At 69.7% G+C, this 16,226-nt stretch carries 15 protein-coding genes; 5 read left to right on the top strand and 10 right to left on the bottom strand.

All coding sequences use genetic code 11. The annotated features are described in order from the left end of the window. Positions 1–22: 22 nt before the first annotated feature. From ACODT5_RS08945 to ACODT5_RS08955, 3 genes are all read right to left on the bottom strand, one after another. Positions 23–1,915, bottom strand: a complete 1,893-nt coding sequence (locus tag ACODT5_RS08945) for a hypothetical protein (RefSeq protein ID WP_422518643.1) — start codon at positions 1,913–1,915, stop codon at positions 23–25. 237 nt (positions 1,916–2,152) lie between these two features. Then, entirely contained in the window at positions 2,153–2,545 is a 393-nt protein-coding gene (locus ACODT5_RS08950) for a VOC family protein (protein WP_422518644.1), read from the bottom strand. Then, positions 2,542–2,844, bottom strand: a complete 303-nt coding sequence (locus ACODT5_RS08955; protein ID WP_422518645.1) for an ArsR/SmtB family transcription factor — start codon at positions 2,842–2,844, stop codon at positions 2,542–2,544. The genes ACODT5_RS08950 and ACODT5_RS08955 overlap by 4 nt, the downstream gene beginning before the upstream one ends. A 288-nt stretch (positions 2,845–3,132) precedes the next feature. On the opposite strand from ACODT5_RS08955, the gene ACODT5_RS08960 reads away from it, so the two are divergent. Together ACODT5_RS08960 and ACODT5_RS08965 are read left to right on the top strand one after the other, a co-directional pair. Beyond that, positions 3,133–3,705: an RNA polymerase sigma factor gene (locus ACODT5_RS08960; protein ID WP_422518646.1), complete on the top strand. Its 573-nt coding sequence runs from the start codon at positions 3,133–3,135 to the stop codon at positions 3,703–3,705. After that, positions 3,702–4,016 (top strand): hypothetical protein, encoded by a 315-nt coding sequence (locus ACODT5_RS08965; RefSeq protein WP_422518647.1) that lies wholly within the window; start codon positions 3,702–3,704, stop codon positions 4,014–4,016. The genes ACODT5_RS08960 and ACODT5_RS08965 overlap by 4 nt, the downstream gene beginning before the upstream one ends. A 95-nt stretch (positions 4,017–4,111) precedes the next feature. On the opposite strand, the gene ACODT5_RS08970 is transcribed toward ACODT5_RS08965, so the two are convergent. From ACODT5_RS08970 to ACODT5_RS09000, 7 genes are all read right to left on the bottom strand, one after another. Further along, on the bottom strand, positions 4,112–6,478 hold the full coding sequence (locus ACODT5_RS08970; RefSeq protein ID WP_422519600.1) for a chitinase C-terminal domain-containing protein: 2,367 nt from the start codon (positions 6,476–6,478) through the stop codon (positions 4,112–4,114). 213 nt (positions 6,479–6,691) lie between these two features. Further along, the gene (locus ACODT5_RS08975; protein ID WP_422518648.1) at positions 6,692–8,539 is read right to left on the bottom strand and encodes a glycoside hydrolase family 18 chitinase; all 1,848 of its coding nucleotides are present in this window, start codon (positions 8,537–8,539) and stop codon (positions 6,692–6,694) included. A gap of 360 nt (positions 8,540–8,899) precedes the next feature. Then, complete coding sequence (locus ACODT5_RS08980) at positions 8,900–10,585, bottom strand: phosphoenolpyruvate--protein phosphotransferase (RefSeq protein ID WP_422518649.1); 1,686 nt, start codon at positions 10,583–10,585, stop codon at positions 8,900–8,902. Then, the gene (gene dhaL, locus ACODT5_RS08985; protein ID WP_422518650.1) at positions 10,585–11,208 is read right to left on the bottom strand and encodes a dihydroxyacetone kinase subunit DhaL; all 624 of its coding nucleotides are present in this window, start codon (positions 11,206–11,208) and stop codon (positions 10,585–10,587) included. Before dhaL ends, ACODT5_RS08980 begins: the two co-directional genes overlap by 1 nt. Positions 11,209–11,337: 129 nt before the next feature. After that, the gene (gene dhaK / locus ACODT5_RS08990) at positions 11,338–12,336 is read right to left on the bottom strand and encodes a dihydroxyacetone kinase subunit DhaK (protein ID WP_422518651.1); all 999 of its coding nucleotides are present in this window, start codon (positions 12,334–12,336) and stop codon (positions 11,338–11,340) included. Further along, the gene (locus ACODT5_RS08995; RefSeq protein ID WP_422518652.1) at positions 12,333–13,103 is read right to left on the bottom strand and encodes an MIP/aquaporin family protein; all 771 of its coding nucleotides are present in this window, start codon (positions 13,101–13,103) and stop codon (positions 12,333–12,335) included. The genes dhaK and ACODT5_RS08995 overlap by 4 nt, the downstream gene beginning before the upstream one ends. A 370-nt stretch (positions 13,104–13,473) precedes the next feature. Then, positions 13,474–14,250: an IclR family transcriptional regulator gene (locus ACODT5_RS09000; protein ID WP_422518653.1), complete on the bottom strand. Its 777-nt coding sequence runs from the start codon at positions 14,248–14,250 to the stop codon at positions 13,474–13,476. Positions 14,251–14,307: 57 nt separating this feature from the next. Here ACODT5_RS09000 and dhaM point away from each other — a divergent pair, with 57 nt between their 5' ends. From dhaM to ACODT5_RS09015, 3 genes are read left to right on the top strand one after another with little or no spacing between them, the layout of a single operon-like run. Then, positions 14,308–14,703, top strand: a complete 396-nt coding sequence (gene dhaM, locus ACODT5_RS09005) for a dihydroxyacetone kinase phosphoryl donor subunit DhaM (protein WP_422518654.1) — start codon at positions 14,308–14,310, stop codon at positions 14,701–14,703. Further along, positions 14,687–14,971, top strand: a complete 285-nt coding sequence (locus tag ACODT5_RS09010; RefSeq protein WP_422518655.1) for an HPr family phosphocarrier protein — start codon at positions 14,687–14,689, stop codon at positions 14,969–14,971. Before dhaM ends, ACODT5_RS09010 begins: the two co-directional genes overlap by 17 nt. 39 nt (positions 14,972–15,010) lie before the next feature. Then, positions 15,011–15,982, top strand: a complete 972-nt coding sequence (locus ACODT5_RS09015; protein ID WP_422518656.1) for an aldo/keto reductase — start codon at positions 15,011–15,013, stop codon at positions 15,980–15,982. The last annotated feature ends 244 nt before the right edge of the window (positions 15,983–16,226 follow it).

A 16,226-nucleotide genomic window follows, 5' to 3' on the forward strand; every position in this document is an offset into this window, starting at 1 on the left:
CGTTCAGGTGGAGTGGGTCAGCTCAGAAGAGGTTGGTGACTCTGGTGGCCCAGCCGCTCGCGCCGACCAGCAGCGGCGCCTTGAGACCGGTGGGACCGCCCGGATAGAAGAGCAGGCAGCCGGTGGGGCAGGTGGTGGTGGCCGCCGTACCCGTGCTGGTGACGTAGTTGACCACGAGCTTGGAGTCGGCCGCGGTGGTGGCCCACAGGTCGCCCTGCCCGTCGCCCGCCTTGGGCTGGAACTGGTCGTACTTGATGACCTGGCCTTCGTCGGTGATCGTCTTGCTGACGACGGTGCCCTGGGCATTGCCGCGGCTGACGATCAGCGGGCGGTTGGCGGGCTGCCATCCCCCGGTGGCGTAGGCGGCGCGGGGCGCGAGACCGAACGTGCCGTCCGTGCCGATCTTGCCGGCATAGAGGTACAGGTTCCCGTCGACCTTGTTGCGGGCGAGGATGTCCTGGACTCCGTCGCCGTTCTGGTCCCCGATGCCGAGGATCGTGTAGTTCTTCCAGCTGTCGCTGCCGGTGAAACCGGGGTCCTGGAAGTCGAAGGGCTTGGTCTGGTTCGCGCCGCCATCGGACAGGGTCCGGCCTGAATAGATGCGCAGGCGGGCAGCGGAGCAGGCATCGTCCACGCATTCGATGACGGCCAGGTCATTGCCCTTCCTGAAGCCGTCAGCGGTGCGCTGATCCAAGTCGCCGGGGGCAATGATCTGCTGCAGCCGTCCCCAGCCCTTGGGGCCGAGGCCGGGAGGCGGGGTCAGCTCCTGGCGGGTGGCGTGCGAGAGGTCGCCGAGCCCGTTGCCGGGATAGATGTAGAGCTTGTTGTCGCTCAAGCGGGCAATGGCGTCCTCGTAGCCGTCGGGGCTGGCCGTGGGGCCGCCGAAACCGACGAAGTCACCGCCGTGCGCGATCAGCGCACCCTTCCAGCCCGAGTCGGCGACGACGCGCATCTGCACACGGCCGGCTCCATTGCCGGCGTAGAAGCGCAGGCCGCCGTCCGCTTCGGGACCGAGCAGGTCGACGAAGCCGTCGCCGTTGAGATCGCCGAGGAGGTCCCTGTGCGCACGGTTCAGCGGAGTCTGCCCGGCCGGGTAGACGAAGGATGGCGGGTCCGTCTTCAGCACCGTGGCCTCGGCACCACCGCCGATCGGCGAGTGGTTGCCCGCCTTGTCGAAGGCGAGGGCGTACAGGGTGCTCTGGGGCCAGACCGTGGGGGTGACTTCGACGGCGGCTTCCGTGACGCCCTTGGCGAGGGGGATCCAGTTGGCTCCGGCACAAGGAGTGCTGGATATGGAGAGGGGGCGGTCCATGGACCAGCAGAACCCGGCGAGGTCGGTGGACGGGTTCTTGAACTTCAGGCGCACCTTGGTGCGTGCCTGCTGTGTGGTGAGGGCGGTGCCGTCCTCCTTGGTGACGGTGACGGGGTTCTTGGGCGCGTTCGCGTCGACCCTGAAGGCGCAGTCTCCGGTGTAGGCGCTGTACGTGCCTTCCTGGTCTCTTGCGCGGACCTTCCACTTGTAAGTGCCGGAGGGGAGGTTCTTGGCGAGGACCGTTGCGGTCGCCGTGCCGCCGCTGGGCACAGTGGTGACGTTGGAAACCGGTACTGACGCGCCCGCGGCGGTGGTGACGACGAACCGAGGGGTGACGGTGCCACCGTCGACGTCTCGCAGGCCTGCAGTCAGGGTCAGACCGCCGTTGCCCATCAACCCGTCGCAAGGGATGGGCTTGTTGCCCTCGGCCGAAGGCGCCCAGTTGCCTTCGAAGGCTCCGGAGCTGGTGACTTCGGGCTTGGTCAGGGTCACTGCGGCCGCGCCCGGTGCGGAGAGCAGATCTGCCGCCGTGAGCGGGAGGACGAGCGTGAGGATGGCTGTGAGCGCGCGGGGCACTCGTGCACCGGCTCTTCGGCGAGTCATGGGAACGGTGAGTCCTTCTGCTGATGTCCAGGCGTGGATCACCGCAGAGTAGGGCACGCGGTTCGCACTGGCACAGCAATATCTGAGTGGACATCACCACGCCGACACCGCCCTTGACCCCAAATGATCTGATTCAAGACCGGCTGGATGGCTTTGACGGTTCATCGAAGATTTTGCTGCACCAAACGGAGGCCGCGAGCCTCCCGCGACCGGCGTGGCGGCCGGCGTGGCGGCCGACTACTTCGGCTCGGTCGCGAGCTGGATGAGATTGCCGCAGGTGTCGTCGAAGACGGCGGTGGTGACGGGGCCCATCTCCAGCGGCTCCTGCGTGAAGCGGACGCCGAGGCCGCGCAGGCGCTCGTACTCCGCCTTGACGTCGTCGACGGCGAACTGGGCGAGCGGGATGCCGTCCTCGACGAGCGCGTCGCGGTAGGCCTTGGCGGCCGGGTGGCCGGCGGGCTCCAGGAGGAGTTCGGTGCCGCCGGGCTCGTCGGCCGAGACCACGGTCAGCCACCGGTCCGGCCCGCCCAGCGGGACGTCGTGCTTCTTCACGAACCCGAGGATCTCGGTGTAGAACTGCAGGGCCTCGGCCTGGTCGTCGACGAAGACGCTGGTCAGGTGGATCTTCATGGGGTGCTCTCTTCCGGTCCGGACGGGTCGGGCATGCGCCATCGCTCGGCGATCTGCCGCAGCGGGACGGTGTTCAGGTCGTGGAACTTGTACCGGCCCTCCCGCCTGGTCTCGACGAGTCCGGCGGCCTCCAGCACGGCGAGGTGCTGGGAGACCCCCTGGCGCGAGATGCCGAGCTGGTGCTTCATCGTCAGCCGCGAGCAGATCTCGAACAGTGTCTGCCCGGACTTCTCCGCGAGCTCGTCGAGGATGGTGCGGCGGGTCGGGTCGGCCAAAGCTCTGAAGAGTTCGTCGGCCACCACCACAGGATAGGCAAGCAACGACTTGCCTATCAAGTCGAAGCAGCCTTCGACGAGGACTTCGCCCGGCCGCGAATCCTTTTCGGACCTCCCCGCCTCTTGTCCGCGTACCGGCCGAACGGGCCGGCAGGACCAGGAGGAAACACCCATGATGATCACCAGCCTCGTAGTGATCGCAGCCCTGCTCGTGGGCGCGTGCAGCCGGCACCTGCTGCGGCGCTACAAGAGCCGGATCTGACCAGGGCCCGGCACGGGACACCTTCCGGGAACGACTGGAACGAGCACTACATGAACCAACGCTTCCGCTGGCCGGACGAACGGCTGATCAAGGCCGCTCAGGACGGCGACGTCACCTCACTCACCACCGTCGTCCTGGAGTCGCAGCCTCATGTGCAGAAGTTCGCCCTGTCGCTCTGCGCCTCGCCGCAGGACGCGGAGGACGCCGCGCAGGAGGCCCTGATCATCCTGTACCGGAAGATCGGCACCCTGCGGGCCACCGGCGCCCTCGCCTCCTGGATGTTCCGCATCGTGCGCAACGAATGCCTCCGGCAGATACGGCTGCTCGCCCCGCGAGCCGAGGAAGCGCCGGCCCGGCCGGCGTCCGCGGCACGGTCCGCCGAGGACGCCGTGCTGCGCGGGTTGGAGGCGGAGCGGGTCGCGGCCGCGCTCAGCGCCCTGCCCCGTGACCAGCGGCAGGTCCTGATCCTGCGTGACGTCCAGGGCCTGCCCGGCAGGACCGTCGCCGACGCCCTCGGCCTGAGCACCGCCGCGATGAAATCGCGCCTGCACAGAGCCCGCGCCGCACTGCGCGACTCCCTGGCGGCGATGGACCACCCAGTCGAAGGAGACCCACGACGGTGAACACGAACACCGTGAAGCCCGCACCACCCACGGCGCCCGCAACGAACTTCGCCAGCAGGTCCGTTCCGCGCCACCTGGCGCGCGGCGCCCTCGGCTTCGGCCTGATCATCGGCTCGATCGCCCTGGTACCCACCGTCGGCCCGCTCGCTCTGCTGGCGGCCCCGCCGGCCCTCATCGCCTTCCGCGGCTGCCCCACGTGCTGGATGGTCGGCCTGGCCCAAACCATCTCCCGCGGCCGCCTGCAACGCCAGTGCACGGACGGCACCTGCACCCTCACCAAGCCACACCCGCCGACGAAGACCACGGAGTAGCCGACGACAGCCCCGGACACGCGAAAGGCCGTTCTCCCGCGAACGAGAGAACGGCCTCCGACCTGCGACTTGCGATCTGCGACCTGCGTTCGGGATCAGCAGGGTCCGTTGTCGACCCAGACGCCGTCCGGGGCGGTGGTGGACGGGTCCTCGTTCAGGCTCCACCACCTGTTCGTGTAGGTGCGGCCCTTCCAGGAGACCTGGAAGCCCTTGGTCGCGTAGATGGTGTCGGCCTTCCAGCTCGGCGCCGTGCAGGTGCCGGCCGTCGGGGACGGGGAGGAGGACGGCGAGCCGGACGGGCTGCCGCTCGGAGACGGGGAGGGCGACGGCGAACCGGAGCTGGAGGGACTCCCGGTCGAGGACGGGGACGGACTGGTGCCGGCCGCCGTGCCGCGGGTCAGGTCGCCGGTCAGGCCGTACGGGGTGCCGCCGATGTCGACCGTCCAGTTGGCCGGAGTCGACACGGGCAGGTAGTAGGTGAAGTCGATCTCCACCGAATCGCCGGGGGCCAGAACCTGCCAGGACGGCAGTTTGACCGAGACCCGGTTGTAAGTGCCCTTGAGGCCGCCGATGTTGTTGGCGGCGGTGTGGTCCTGGCGGATCACCTTGAGGCCGAAGCCGGACTGGTCCTTGGCGTTGCCGGGGGCCGAGTTGGCGTAGTCGAACTGGAACTCCGTGCCGCCCGGCAGGCTCACCGTCGAGTTGTTGACGATGCGGATCTTCGGGTTGATGGGGTAGTTGGAGTCGCCCAGGGCGAAGCCGGTGAACGTCACGTCGATCGGGAGGGTCCGCTGCGGCAGCGCGATGGTCGAGCGGGTCGCGTTGTACGCCGTGGCGTTCTTGAACTTGTCGTACATCAACGCGGTCAGGGTGGAGCCGGAGACGTACTGGCCGCTGCCCCCGTTCGCGGTGGCGTCCCAGCGGTAGTCGCCCGCGAGCTCCCAGATCATGGTGCCGCCGGCGCCCTGGTCGATGACGTAGTCGGCCTTGGCGGCCACGGACTGCTCGTCCTCCGTGGAGAGGAAGACCTTCTTCTGCGCGTTCCACAGCCACGGCGCGACCAGGGTCGAGTCGTACTTGCGGGCGTAGGTGCCGGTCAGCGTGGTGTTCGCGGGGAAGCCGTACGTGGTGACGTAGTCGCCGACGATCCCCTTCTCCAGGTTCTTGGCGTGCCACATCGGGTTGGAACCGGCCGGCGACTCGACGCCGTTGGTGTCCTTGTCGTGCCACAGGTTGTCGATGCCGGAGGCGCCGTCGCCGCAGCTGGTCAGGCCGGAGCCGGCCGGGCAGGTGCTGGTCGAGGACGTGCCCCACAGGCCGTCGGTGCCGCCCTGCACGTTCTTGTGGCCACGGGTGTAGTAGGGCAGGCCGATGTTGATGCGCCCGCCCGGCATCGCTCCGCGGAAGTAGTGGTAGGCCCAGTCGGTGTTGAGGTAGCCGATGCCGCCGTACTGCTCCGTGCCGTACACGTTGGCGGCCGTGAGCTCGGCGTCCTTGCCGTCGTCGAAGAGCGAGGCGTTCGGGCCCACGTACTTGTTCCAGGCGCCGTGCAGGTCGTAGGACATGATGTTGACGTAGTCCAGGTACTGGGTGACCTGGAAGGTCTCCATGCCGCGCAGCAGGTAGCCGGAGGACGGCGAGGCGATCGACAGCAGGTAGTGCTTGCCGTCGGCGGCGCCCGCACGGTCCAGCTTCTCGCGCAGGGTCTTCATCAGGGCCGCGTAGCCCTTGACCAGTGAGCCGCGCTTGTCGTTGGCGATCGACCAGTCGAGCGGATTACCGGCGTCCTTCATCGAGGTCGGGTACTCGTAGTCCACGTCAACGCCGTTGAAGCCGTACTTCTTGACGAAGGCGACGGCGGAGTCCGAGAAGGTGTCGATGCCGGCCTGGTTGACGGTCCCGTCCGCGTTGACGGTCATCGAGTAGAAGCCGCCCGAGCCGACGCGCTTGCCGTCGTCACCGAAGTATCCGCCGGTCTCGGCCCAACCACCCACCGAGATCATGGTTTTGACGTCCGGGTACTGCTTCTTGTACTTGCTCAGCAGGTTGAAGTGGCCCTTGTAGGCGTAGTCCGGGTCCATTTCCGCCCCGGTGACACCGGGGAAGGTCATCCCGGTGGCGGCATTGTCCGCGCCGTCCGAGCCGACCGAGAGCTTGTTGTCGGAACCGACGTGACCGAAGGCGTAGTTGAGGTGGGTGACCTTGTCCCAGGGGATGTTGTTCACCAGGTAGGCCGGGGTGCCGTCCTTGCCGGTGCGCCAGCCGGTGAAGTAGCCGATGACGCGGCGCTGGTGGTCGGCGCCCATCTTCTCGCGGCCCTCGGTGTCGTAGACCGTGCAGTACGGGACGTCCACGCCGGGCGTGGTGTACATGCCGTCGGGGCGGCACGACTGGTTGTCGGCGGGGGCCGCGGCCAGCGAGGGCGCGGCTCCCAGGGTGGCGGCGACCAGCAGTCCGGCCATCGCGGCCGCGGCCGCGGCGCCGGCGGCCAGGGCCACCCGGCCGCCGGACGCCTGAGGGCCTGCGGCGGTGGGGCGCTGCGCGGCCTTGGATCGGATCAACACTCGTTCCTCCAGGAGGGAGCGTCGGCGCACGTGGGATCGGTGCGCGAGGGGGGACCGGCAGCGACGGCCCGCTCGAGGGCGGGCGGGGCGGACCGCCGCTGCCGGAATCGGCTACTTCAGGCCGCTGTTGATGGCTCCGACCAGCTCACCGTCGCCGGTGTCGCCGCTGAACTCCCAGAAGAACGCTCCGCGCAGCTTCTGGTCCTTGACCCAGCCCATCTTGGAGGTGACGGTCTCCGGGGTGTCATAGCTCCACCAGTCGGTGCCGCAGTGGGCGTAGGCGGTGCCTGCGACCGTGCCGGTGGCGGGGCAGGAGGCCTTGAGGACCTTGTAGTCCTCGATCCCCTTCTCGTACGTGCCCTCGGCGGCCCCGGTGGCGGTCCCGCCGGGGGCGGCCTGAGTGACGCCGGTCCAGCCGCGGCCGTAGAAGCCGATCCCGAGGAGGAGCTTGTCGGCCGGAACGCCCTTCGCCTTGTACTCGGCGATCGCGTCGGCGGAGTTGTAGCCGGCCTTCGGGATGCCGTCGTAGGCGGTGAGCGGGGAGTGCGGGGCGGTGGGGCCCTTGTCCGCCCAGGATCCGAAGAAGTCGTAGGTCATGACGTTGAACCAGTCCATGTACGGTGCGGCGCCCGCGTAGTCGGCCTTGTCGATGTTGCCGCCCTCGGAGGCGTCGGCGGTGACGGCCGCGGTGAGCAGGCTGTTCGCACCGAACTTCGCGCGCATGGCCTTCATCATGGCCTTGAAGGTGTCCGGGCCGCTGGTGTCACAGGTCAGGCCGCAGGCGTTGGGGTACTCCCAGTCCAGGTCGATGCCGTCGAAGACACCGGCCCAGCGTGCGTCCTCCACCAGGTCGTAACAGGACTGCGCGAAGGCGTCCGGGTTCTCCACTGCCTTGCCGAAGCCTCCGGACCAGGTCCAGCCTCCGAAGGACCACAGCACCTTGAGGTCCGGGTAGGCCTTCTTCAGCTTGAGCAGCTGGTTGAAGCTGCCGCGCACCGGCTGGTCCCAGACGTCGGCGACCCCGTCGACGGACTCCTCGGCCGTGTAGGACCGTTCGTAGTCGGCGTACGGGTCACCGGCGACGCACTTGCCTTCCTTGACGTTGCCGAAGGCGTAGTTGATGTGGGTGATCTTGCCGGCGGAGCCGGAGGTCTTCAGGTTCTTGACGTGGTAGTTGCGCCCGTAGACGCCCCAGTTCGCGAAGTACCCCAGCTTGACGGTGGAGCCGGGGAGCGGCGTCGTGGAGCCGCCGGTGGTGCGTACGGAACGTGCCTCACTGGCGGGCCCGGTCTGATCGGCGGTGTCGCGCGCCTTGACCGTGTACGAGTAGTCGGTGCCGGCGGTGAGACTGGTGTCGGCGTAGGCCCGATCGGTGACGGTGGCGATCCTGGTGCCGTCGCGCAGGACGTCGTAGTCCTTGATGCCGTTGTCGTCGGTGGCCGCGGCCCAGGACAGCTTCACCGAGGTGTCGGTGATGTCGGAGGCGCTCGGGGTTCCGGGGGCGGAGGGGGCGTTGTCGGCGGGGGTGGTGGTGCCGTCGCAGGAGCCGCCGTTGAGCTTGCAGCCGCTGGGCGAGCCGGTACCGGTGCCGTTGAAGCCGAAGGTGACAGAGGCGCCGGGGGCGAGGCTTCCGTTCCACCCCTTGTCCTTGGCACTCCAGTGGTTGCCGGAGCTGGTGACGACGGCGTCCCAGGCGGAGGTGACGGTGGTGCCGGAGGGGAAGTCCCACTCGACGGTCCACGAGGTCAGGGCGGTGGTTCCGGTGTTCTTCACCGTCCACTTGCCCTCGAAACCGGAGCCCCAGTCGGAGGGCTTGCTGAAGGTGGCGGTCGCCGAGGTGGCGGCCTCCGCGGGTGCCGCGAGGCCGACCACGGCGGCCAGCGGAAGCAGCAGCGCGGCCAGGCCCGCGAGGGTCCTGGATCTGAACCGGCTGCGGTTCGGGGTGGATTGGGGGTTCAACGGTGCTCCTCAAGGTGCGGACGGCAACTCATGGGGGTGGTCCGTGATGCGCACTGTGCGGCCTTTGCCGATGGCGCTGCGGCGAGACTAGAAAGGTCTGGACCAATCAGTCAAGAGGTCCAGACCATTAACAGAATGTCTTACTCCGCAACGCCCAACTGACCGATATTCAGAGCTACTTGAGAATCAAGAAGGCAGGAATGCCCGCGCAAACACGGCCACGCGGGCGCGCCGAAACCCTGCTGCGGGTGGTGCTCCGGAGCAGGGTTCGGCGCCGTACGGACCCGGGGAGGGGCGTACGGACGCGGACGTACGGACGCGCAGAGGCGCGGACGCACGACAGAGGCACTACGGCACGGGTCAGGGCAGTGTGGGCAGGCAGTGCCGGCGTACGAGCTCCCACACGTCCTCGGCGCTCTCCCGGGACAGGGCAGTGGCGGCCACGGCGGCGCAGGTCTGATGGCTGAGCCGGCGGATACGGGCGCGGACCTCGTCGAGGACCGCGGGTGAGACGGAGAGGGAGTCGCAGCCGAGCCCGATGAGGAGGGGCGTCACCAAGGGGTGCGCGGCGGCGTCACCGCACACCGAGACGTGCCGATGATGGCGGCGTGCCGCGGTGACGACCTGCGCGATGGCGCGGAGCACCGCGGGGTGGGCGGCGAGTGCCGGGGTGGCGGCCGGGTCGCGACGGTCCATGCCGAGGATCTGGCTGGTGAGGTCGTTGCTGCCGATGGAGAGGAACGAGGCCTCGCGGGCGAGTTCATCGGCTGCGGCGACCGCTTCCGGGAGCTCGACCATGATGCCCAGGGGCGGCGCGAACACCCCCAGCTCGTCGGCGGCGGCGGCGAGCAGCCTTCGGCAGGCGCGGAACTCGTGGATATCCGCGACCATGGGGATCATGATGCGCAGATCGGTTCCGCTGCCCGAGGCGAGCAGACTGCGGAACTGGTCGGCGAAGGCGTCCGGTTCGGCGAGCATGTACGGAAGGCCCCGGCCCAGCCGCTGCTCCCCGTTGCCCTCCGCGAGGAAGGGGGGCAGCTTGTCGTCCGCGAAGTCCAGGGTGCGGGCGACGACCACTTGCCCCTCGAGGGCGCGCAGCACCGGACCGATGGCGGCCGCGTGCTGGCTTCGGGTCGGCCAGGTACGGGCGTTGAGGAACGGGAGTTCGGTACGGAGGAGGCCCACCCCCTCGGCATGCGACTCCAGCGCCCTGCGCGTCTCGGAGGGCGTGGCCACATTGGCGCGCAGGGTGACCCTCTGCCCGTCGAGCGTCTCGGCGGGCAGGTGCCGCTCCTTGGCGAGCGTTGCCCGCAGCCTCCGTGCCGCGTCCATCGCTGCCAGGGCTGCCGCGCGTTCGTCCTCGCCGGGGTGGGTGACCGCCGCGGCGCCCTCGGTGTCCAGGAGCACCTCCTGGCCGTCGGGCAGCTCCAGGAACCCCGGGTCGACGGCCAGGAGGAGGGGGATCCCCAGGGAGCGGGCGATGATCGCGGCGTGCGAATTGGGGCCGCCCGTGACGGAGACGGCGGCGATCACGGTCTGTCCGGGTTCGAGCAGGTCCGCCGCGCCTATCTCGTGGGCGACCAGAACGAGCGGCTGGTCCGGCAGTGGGGCGGTGTCGCCGTGCAGGTGGGCCAGGACCCGGCGGCCGACCTGGCGCACGTCGGCCGCACGTTCCGCGAGCGTGGGATCGTCGAGCGAGCCGATGACCGCGGCGTAGGTGTCGACGGCCTGGCGGACGGCAACGGAGGAGGGCAACCCCTGACGGGTCCGCTCGACCGCCTGCCCCCGTAGGTCCTCGTCGAGTGCGATGTAGCCGTTGACCTCCATGATGTCGGCCTGCTCGTCCTTGCCCTGCTCGCGCAGGGTGGTGGACAGGGCGATCAGCTGACCGGCGACGGCGTCGAAGGCGCCGGTCACCTCCTGGACGGGGTCGCCGGCGCTGCGGCGCGGCAGCACCACCCTGTCGAGCGGGCGGTCCGTACGGTGCAGGACGCCCAGAGCCGTACCTCCGGAGGCCGGGCGGCCGGAGTAACTGCGGCGGATCATCAGGGCGTTACCGTTTCGGCCAGGGCGCGGAAGATCAGCGCGGTGGAGGTGGCACCGGGGTCCTGGTGGCCGATGCTGCGGGCGCCGAGGTAGGAGGCGCGTCCCTTGCGGGCCTGCATGGGCGTGGTGGCCTGCATGCCCTCTTCGGCGGCGGTGGCGGCCGCGAGGGCCGCTGCGGCGAAGTCACCGCCGGACCGGACCGTTTGGCGGAACGCGTCCAGCGCCGGCGTGTAGGCGTCGATCATGGTCTTGTCCCCGGGCGCCGCCGCACCGAGTTTCCGTACGCTGTCCAGGCCGGCCGCAAGGGCTTCCGCGAACGCTTCCGCCTCGACGGTCGGCGTGTCGAGGGCCTTGCCGATGGCGCGGAACGCGCTGCCGTAGAGCGGGCCGGAGGCGCCTCCGACGCTGGAGATGAGGGTGGTGCCGGTCTTGACCAGCACGTCGCCCACCGTGTCCGGCTCGAAGTCGGCCAGGGCCTTGGTGGCGGCGGAGAACCCGCGGTGCATGTTGACGCCGTGGTCGGCGTCACCGATGGCCGAGTCGAGCTGGGTCAGCTGGTCCTGCTGCTTCTCCACGGCGGAGGCGATCGCCTGCACCCAGGTGCGGGCAAGGTCGGTGTCCACGGAAATCTCCGTTCTCAGGGGGTCGCGCTGGTCGAGGGGGGCGTTGCTCGGGGTATGACCGGGGTCGTTGCTCGGGGGTATGACGGGGCGGGTGGGTCCGAACCCTCACGTGGACGGACCCACCCGGTTCTAGATTCCCCAGCGGAGGGCGGGAGTACTGACGGGCGCGTCCCACAGGGCCAGCATGGCGGGATCGGCCTTGCACACCGTGATGGAAACACCGGCCATGTCGAGACTGGTGATGTAGTTCCCGACGAGGCTGCGGGCGATGACGATGCCCTGGGCGCCGAGCGCGGCGGCGACGTCGTTGAAGACCACGTACAGCTCCAGCAGGGGTGTGGCGCCCAGGCCGTTGACCATGACGATGGTCTCGTCCCCGTCGGCCAGCGGCATGTCGTCGAGGATCGCCTCCAGGGCGGTCGCCACGATCTCCCTGGCCGGCCGGATCTTCTCCCTGCTGCGTCCGGGCTCGCCGTGGATGCCGACCCCGACCTCGATCTCGTCCTCGGGCAGGTCGAAGCCGGGCTTGCCGGAGGCGGGGGTGCTGCAGGCGGTCAGGGCGACGGCGAACGAGCGGGAGGAGGCGTTCACGTGCCGGGCCGTGTCCGCGACGGCGGCGAGGTCGGCCCCCTGCTCGGCGAGAGCCCCGGCGATCTTCTCGACGAAGACGGTGGCGCCGGTCCCGCGGCGTCCCGCCGTCCAGGTGGAGTCCTTGACCGCGACGTCGTCGTCGACCAGGACGGTCTCGACCAGGACGCCTTCCTCGGTGGCCAGTTCCGCGGCCATCTGGAAGTTGAGGACGTCTCCGGTGTAGTTCTTCACGATGAAGAGCACGCCCGCACCACCGTCCACGGCTTGGGCGGCACTCACCATCTGACCGGGCACGGGTGAGGTGAACACCTCTCCCGGACAGGCCGCGTCCAGCATGCCGAAGCCGACGAAGCCGCCGTGGAGCGGCTCGTGCCCGGAGCCGCCGCCGGACAGGAGCGCGACCTTGCCGAGGCGCATGCCGCCCGCCCGGCGGATCACTTTGTTCTCCGCGTCGACCACCAGCGAAGGATGGGCGGCGGCCATGCCGGCCATGGCCTCGCCGAGCACCGCCTCGGGAGCATTGATGAGCTTCTTCACGACAGGACTCCTTCAACGGCCGGGGCCGGAGCGACCGACGGCTCGGCCCGGGCGGCCTCGGAACGGCGGGTATTGAGGAAGGCGTACAGGAACCCGGCCAGGACGGCACCGGCGATCTCGGCGACCAGATAGACGGGCAGCTGGTCCCACTTGATCTCTGCCCCGAACACCTGCCCCGTGAGCATGGGACCTATGACACGGGCGGGGTTGATGGCGGCGGACGTGGCGGGCGCGATCGGAATGATGATGGCGAACACGGCCAGGCCGATGGCGAGACCGGCGAAGCCGCCGGCGGATCTTCGGTCGATGGCGCCGAAGACGACGAAGGCGAGGATGAACGTGCCGACGGCTTCGGCGAAGAACGCCTGCCCGCTGCTCGTCCGGGCACTGTAGGAGGCGATGCCCAGGCCGACGTCCACGGATTCGCGGCCGAGTACGCCGACGATGGCCAGGGACCCCAGTACCGCGCCGGCCACTTGGGCGGCGATGTACCCGGGGACGTCCCGCCAGGGCATCTTCTTGGTGACGGCCAGCGCGAGGGTGATCGCCGGATTGATCTGACAGCCGGAGATGTGGCCGATCGCGTAGACGAGGGCGATGACGACCGTGGCGAACGCCAGCGAGATCATTCCGAGTTCGGCCATGGTGAAGGGGGCCTCACCGCCGATGATCAGAGTCGCCGGTACCGATCCGACGCCGATGAACACCAGCATCGCGGTGCCCAGCATTTCGGCGAGGAGCTTTTGGGGGTAAGTGTTCTCTTCCATGATGGCGCCCGGCGCCGAGCGGCGCATGGGGCGTCTCACCTCCTCCGCGCGGAGCGGGAATCAAGGGGAGGTGGCCGCCAGGCTGGGGGGTCGGGGTCACCAGCCTGGCGGCCGGCTCAGGGGGAACCGGAGAGCATTTCCGGGAATCGAGGTTCATCATTGATGAACGTTGTTCGGAAGTTAAGCCCGCGTTTCGAGCCTGTCAAGAGGCCTCGGGCCACCGCCCGCACCCGGCAACGCAAAAACCCGCCCGGGACGGCCTGACGCCTGAAAGAAGGCGTACGAGGGCTTCCTGGACGGGCCTGGATCGGATGCGGGCGGCGTAAGGAGCGTCGAGCGGGTACGCGGTGCGAACCGGGGCGCCGAAAGGTCAGGCGGTTGTGCGCCGGGCTCCGCCCCTGGGCGCGCCCAGGTCCCGCGAGAGGTTGCGGGCGGTCTCACGGACCGCGACCGCCAGTTCCTCGCGCGCCGGTTCCGCCAGCAGGCGCTCGACGGGACCCACGATCCCGATGGCACCCACGACCTCGCCCGAACGGTCGAACACCGGGGACGCGATGCCCGCGTCACCGATGGCGGACTCCTGGTCCTCCATCGCGTAGCCCGTCCTGTGGACCTCGTCCAGCTGGTCCGCCAGCTGCTGCCGGTCGCCGACGCTCGCACCGGTGAGCACCGCGAGCTCCCCGGCGAGCAGGTGTTCGCGCACGGCCGGCGGCACCCAGGCCACGATGGCCTTGCCCAGGGCGCAGGTGCTCCACGGGATGGTGGCGCCGACCTCGAGGATCTGCACGGCGCCTTCCGGACGGAACGCGTGGTGCACCACCAGGACGTGGTCGTCGGTGAGCACGGTCACCCACACCGCTTCACCCGTCCGGATGGCGAGCTGGTCCGCCCAGGTCAGCGAGCGGGTGCGCAGCTCCTGGGTGTCCAGGTAGGCATTGCCCAGCCGGACGAGGGCGGGGCCGAGCTGGTACTTGGAGGAGTCCTTGTCCTGGACGACCATCCCTTCGGCCTCCAGCGTGCGGAGCAGACCGTGGACGGTGGGCTTGGAGACGCCCAGGCGGTCGGCCAGCTCGGTCACACCCAGCCGGGGCCCCGTGGTCGCGAGCTCCCGCAAGATGCGGGCCGCCCGCTGTACCGCCTGAACCATAAGTTACTCCTCGTTCAGCATTGCTGAATCGCGTTTCGAGAATTAGTGTCATTGTTCATGAGCACCACACCTGTCGGCATCGTACTCGTCTCACACAGCGCCGAGCTCGCGGCGGGCCTTCGCCTGCTGCTGGAGCAGATCGGCTCCGACGACGTCCCCGTGGCCACCGCCGGAGGCACCGAGGACGGCCGGATCGGCACCAGCTACGACCTCGTCCTCGCCGCGATCCTGAAGGCGGACCGCGGCGGCGGCGTCCTCGTACTCCCCGACCTCGGCAGCTCCGTCCTGACCGCCAAGACCGTTCTGGAAGACCACCCCCGCACCGACGTGCTGATCGTCGACGCGCCCTTCGTCGAGGGAGCCGTCGCGGCCGTGGTCACCGCCTCGACCGGGGCCGACCTGGAGACGGTTCACAACGCAGCCAAGGAGGCTCGCCATGCAGTCAAGTTCTGAGACCGCCGCCCCGACGGACCACGAGATCGCCGTCGTCCTGCCCGCCAACCTGCACGCCCGCCCCGCGGGCAAGCTGGCCCGGGCGGCCGCGGGCTTCGCCAGCTCCGTACGGCTCGTTTACGGCGACAGGACGGTCAACCCGACGGGCGTCCTTGCCGTGATGGGCCTGGGCGCCACCGCCGGAAGCACCGTGACCGTGCGCGCCGAAGGCTCCGACGCGCACGAGGCCGTCACCGCGCTGGCCGACATCCTCGCCACCGCCGAGTAGCACGGCCCAGCCGCCACCCCACCGGAAGGGCCGCCGGCCATGCCCGTACCTCCCCCACGTCCCCAGTCGCCGGTCGAACGGATGGGACTGGGCCTGGCCGCAGTCGGCCGGCCCGGCTACATCACCCTCGGACGCGAACGCGACCTGCCGGCCGCACGCACCTTCGCCACGATGCGCCGGCGCACGTACGAACTCCTCGACCTGGCCCACGCCCGCGGGATCCGCTACGTCGACACCGCCCGCTCCTACGGTCACGCCGAGGAGTTCCTCTCCAACTGGCTCGCCAGCCGCAGGCCCTCGCGGAACCTGCTCGTCGGCAGCAAGTGGGGCTACACCTATACCGGTTCCTGGAACACCCACGCCCCGGTCCCCGAGGTGAAGGACCACAGCGTCCGCTCCTACGACCGGCAGGTCGCCGAGACCCGGTCGTGGCTCGGCAGCCGCCTCGACCTCTACCAGGTCCACTCGGTCACCCCCGACAGCCCGGCCCTGACCGACACCGCCCTGCACCGCCGGCTCGCCGCGCTCGCGACCGCGGGCGTCACCGTGGGCCTGACGACGAGCGGGCCCGGCCAGCGGGACACCATCCGTGCCGCCCTGGATCTCACCGTCGACGGCCGACCGCTGTTCCGCAGCGTGCAGGCGACCTGGAACCTGCTGGAGACCTCCGCCGGGCCGGCCCTGGCCGAAGCGCACGAGGCCGGCCTGACCGTCATCGTCAAGGAGGCCCTCGCCAACGGCCGTCTCGCCCGGCCGCAGCCCGTCCACCCGGTCCTCGCCTCGCTCACGGACACGACGAACGCTCCGTGCGACGCCGTGGCCCTGGCCGCGGCGCTCCACCAGCCCTGGGCCCGCATCGTCCTCTCCGGCGCCGCCACGACCCAGCACCTCACCGCCAACCTGCTGGCGACCGAGGTGCAGCTCAGCACCGACCAACTCGCCCAGCTCTCGGGCATCACCGAGACCTCGCACACCTACTGGTCCCACAGGTCCCGGCTCCCGTGGAACTAGGAGGCATGAGAGAACGGCCCCCGACCTGCATGAAGCATGGTCGGGACGACAGGATTTGAACCTGCGCCCCCTTGACCGCCCGCGGGCGAGCGACCAACCCACTAAGCGGACACGCCTCAGCCCTCACGCGACGGTCACCTTCCGGCCGTCCGCCCGTCGCCCGAGGCCGCGCTGCCCCTCCCCCGACGGCATCGCAGTTGCACGGCCTCCCCCGACCGGACACGCTCACCGTGCCCGCCCGCGG

The organism is Streptomyces tatrensis (assembly GCF_049310065.1).
In the GTDB taxonomy this organism is placed as follows: domain Bacteria; phylum Actinomycetota; class Actinomycetes; order Streptomycetales; family Streptomycetaceae; genus Streptomyces.

Coding starts and splice junctions, on each gene's coding strand:
- dhaM (WP_422518654.1), top strand. CDS start 14,308: ATGAGCACCACACCTGTCGGCATCGTACTCGTCTCACACAGCGCCGAG.
- ACODT5_RS09015 (WP_422518656.1), top strand. CDS start 15,011: ATGCCCGTACCTCCCCCACGTCCCCAGTCGCCGGTCGAACGGATGGGA.
- ACODT5_RS09000 (WP_422518653.1), bottom strand. CDS start 14,250: ATGGTTCAGGCGGTACAGCGGGCGGCCCGCATCTTGCGGGAGCTCGCG.
- ACODT5_RS08970 (WP_422519600.1), bottom strand. CDS start 6,478: ATGGCCGGACTGCTGGTCGCCGCCACCCTGGGAGCCGCGCCCTCGCTG.
- ACODT5_RS08995 (WP_422518652.1), bottom strand. CDS start 13,103: ATGGAAGAGAACACTTACCCCCAAAAGCTCCTCGCCGAAATGCTGGGC.
- ACODT5_RS08960 (WP_422518646.1), top strand. CDS start 3,133: ATGAACCAACGCTTCCGCTGGCCGGACGAACGGCTGATCAAGGCCGCT.
- ACODT5_RS08980 (WP_422518649.1), bottom strand. CDS start 10,585: ATGATCCGCCGCAGTTACTCCGGCCGCCCGGCCTCCGGAGGTACGGCT.
- ACODT5_RS09010 (WP_422518655.1), top strand. CDS start 14,687: ATGCAGTCAAGTTCTGAGACCGCCGCCCCGACGGACCACGAGATCGCC.
- ACODT5_RS08950 (WP_422518644.1), bottom strand. CDS start 2,545: ATGAAGATCCACCTGACCAGCGTCTTCGTCGACGACCAGGCCGAGGCC.
- ACODT5_RS08945 (WP_422518643.1), bottom strand. CDS start 1,915: ATGACTCGCCGAAGAGCCGGTGCACGAGTGCCCCGCGCGCTCACAGCC.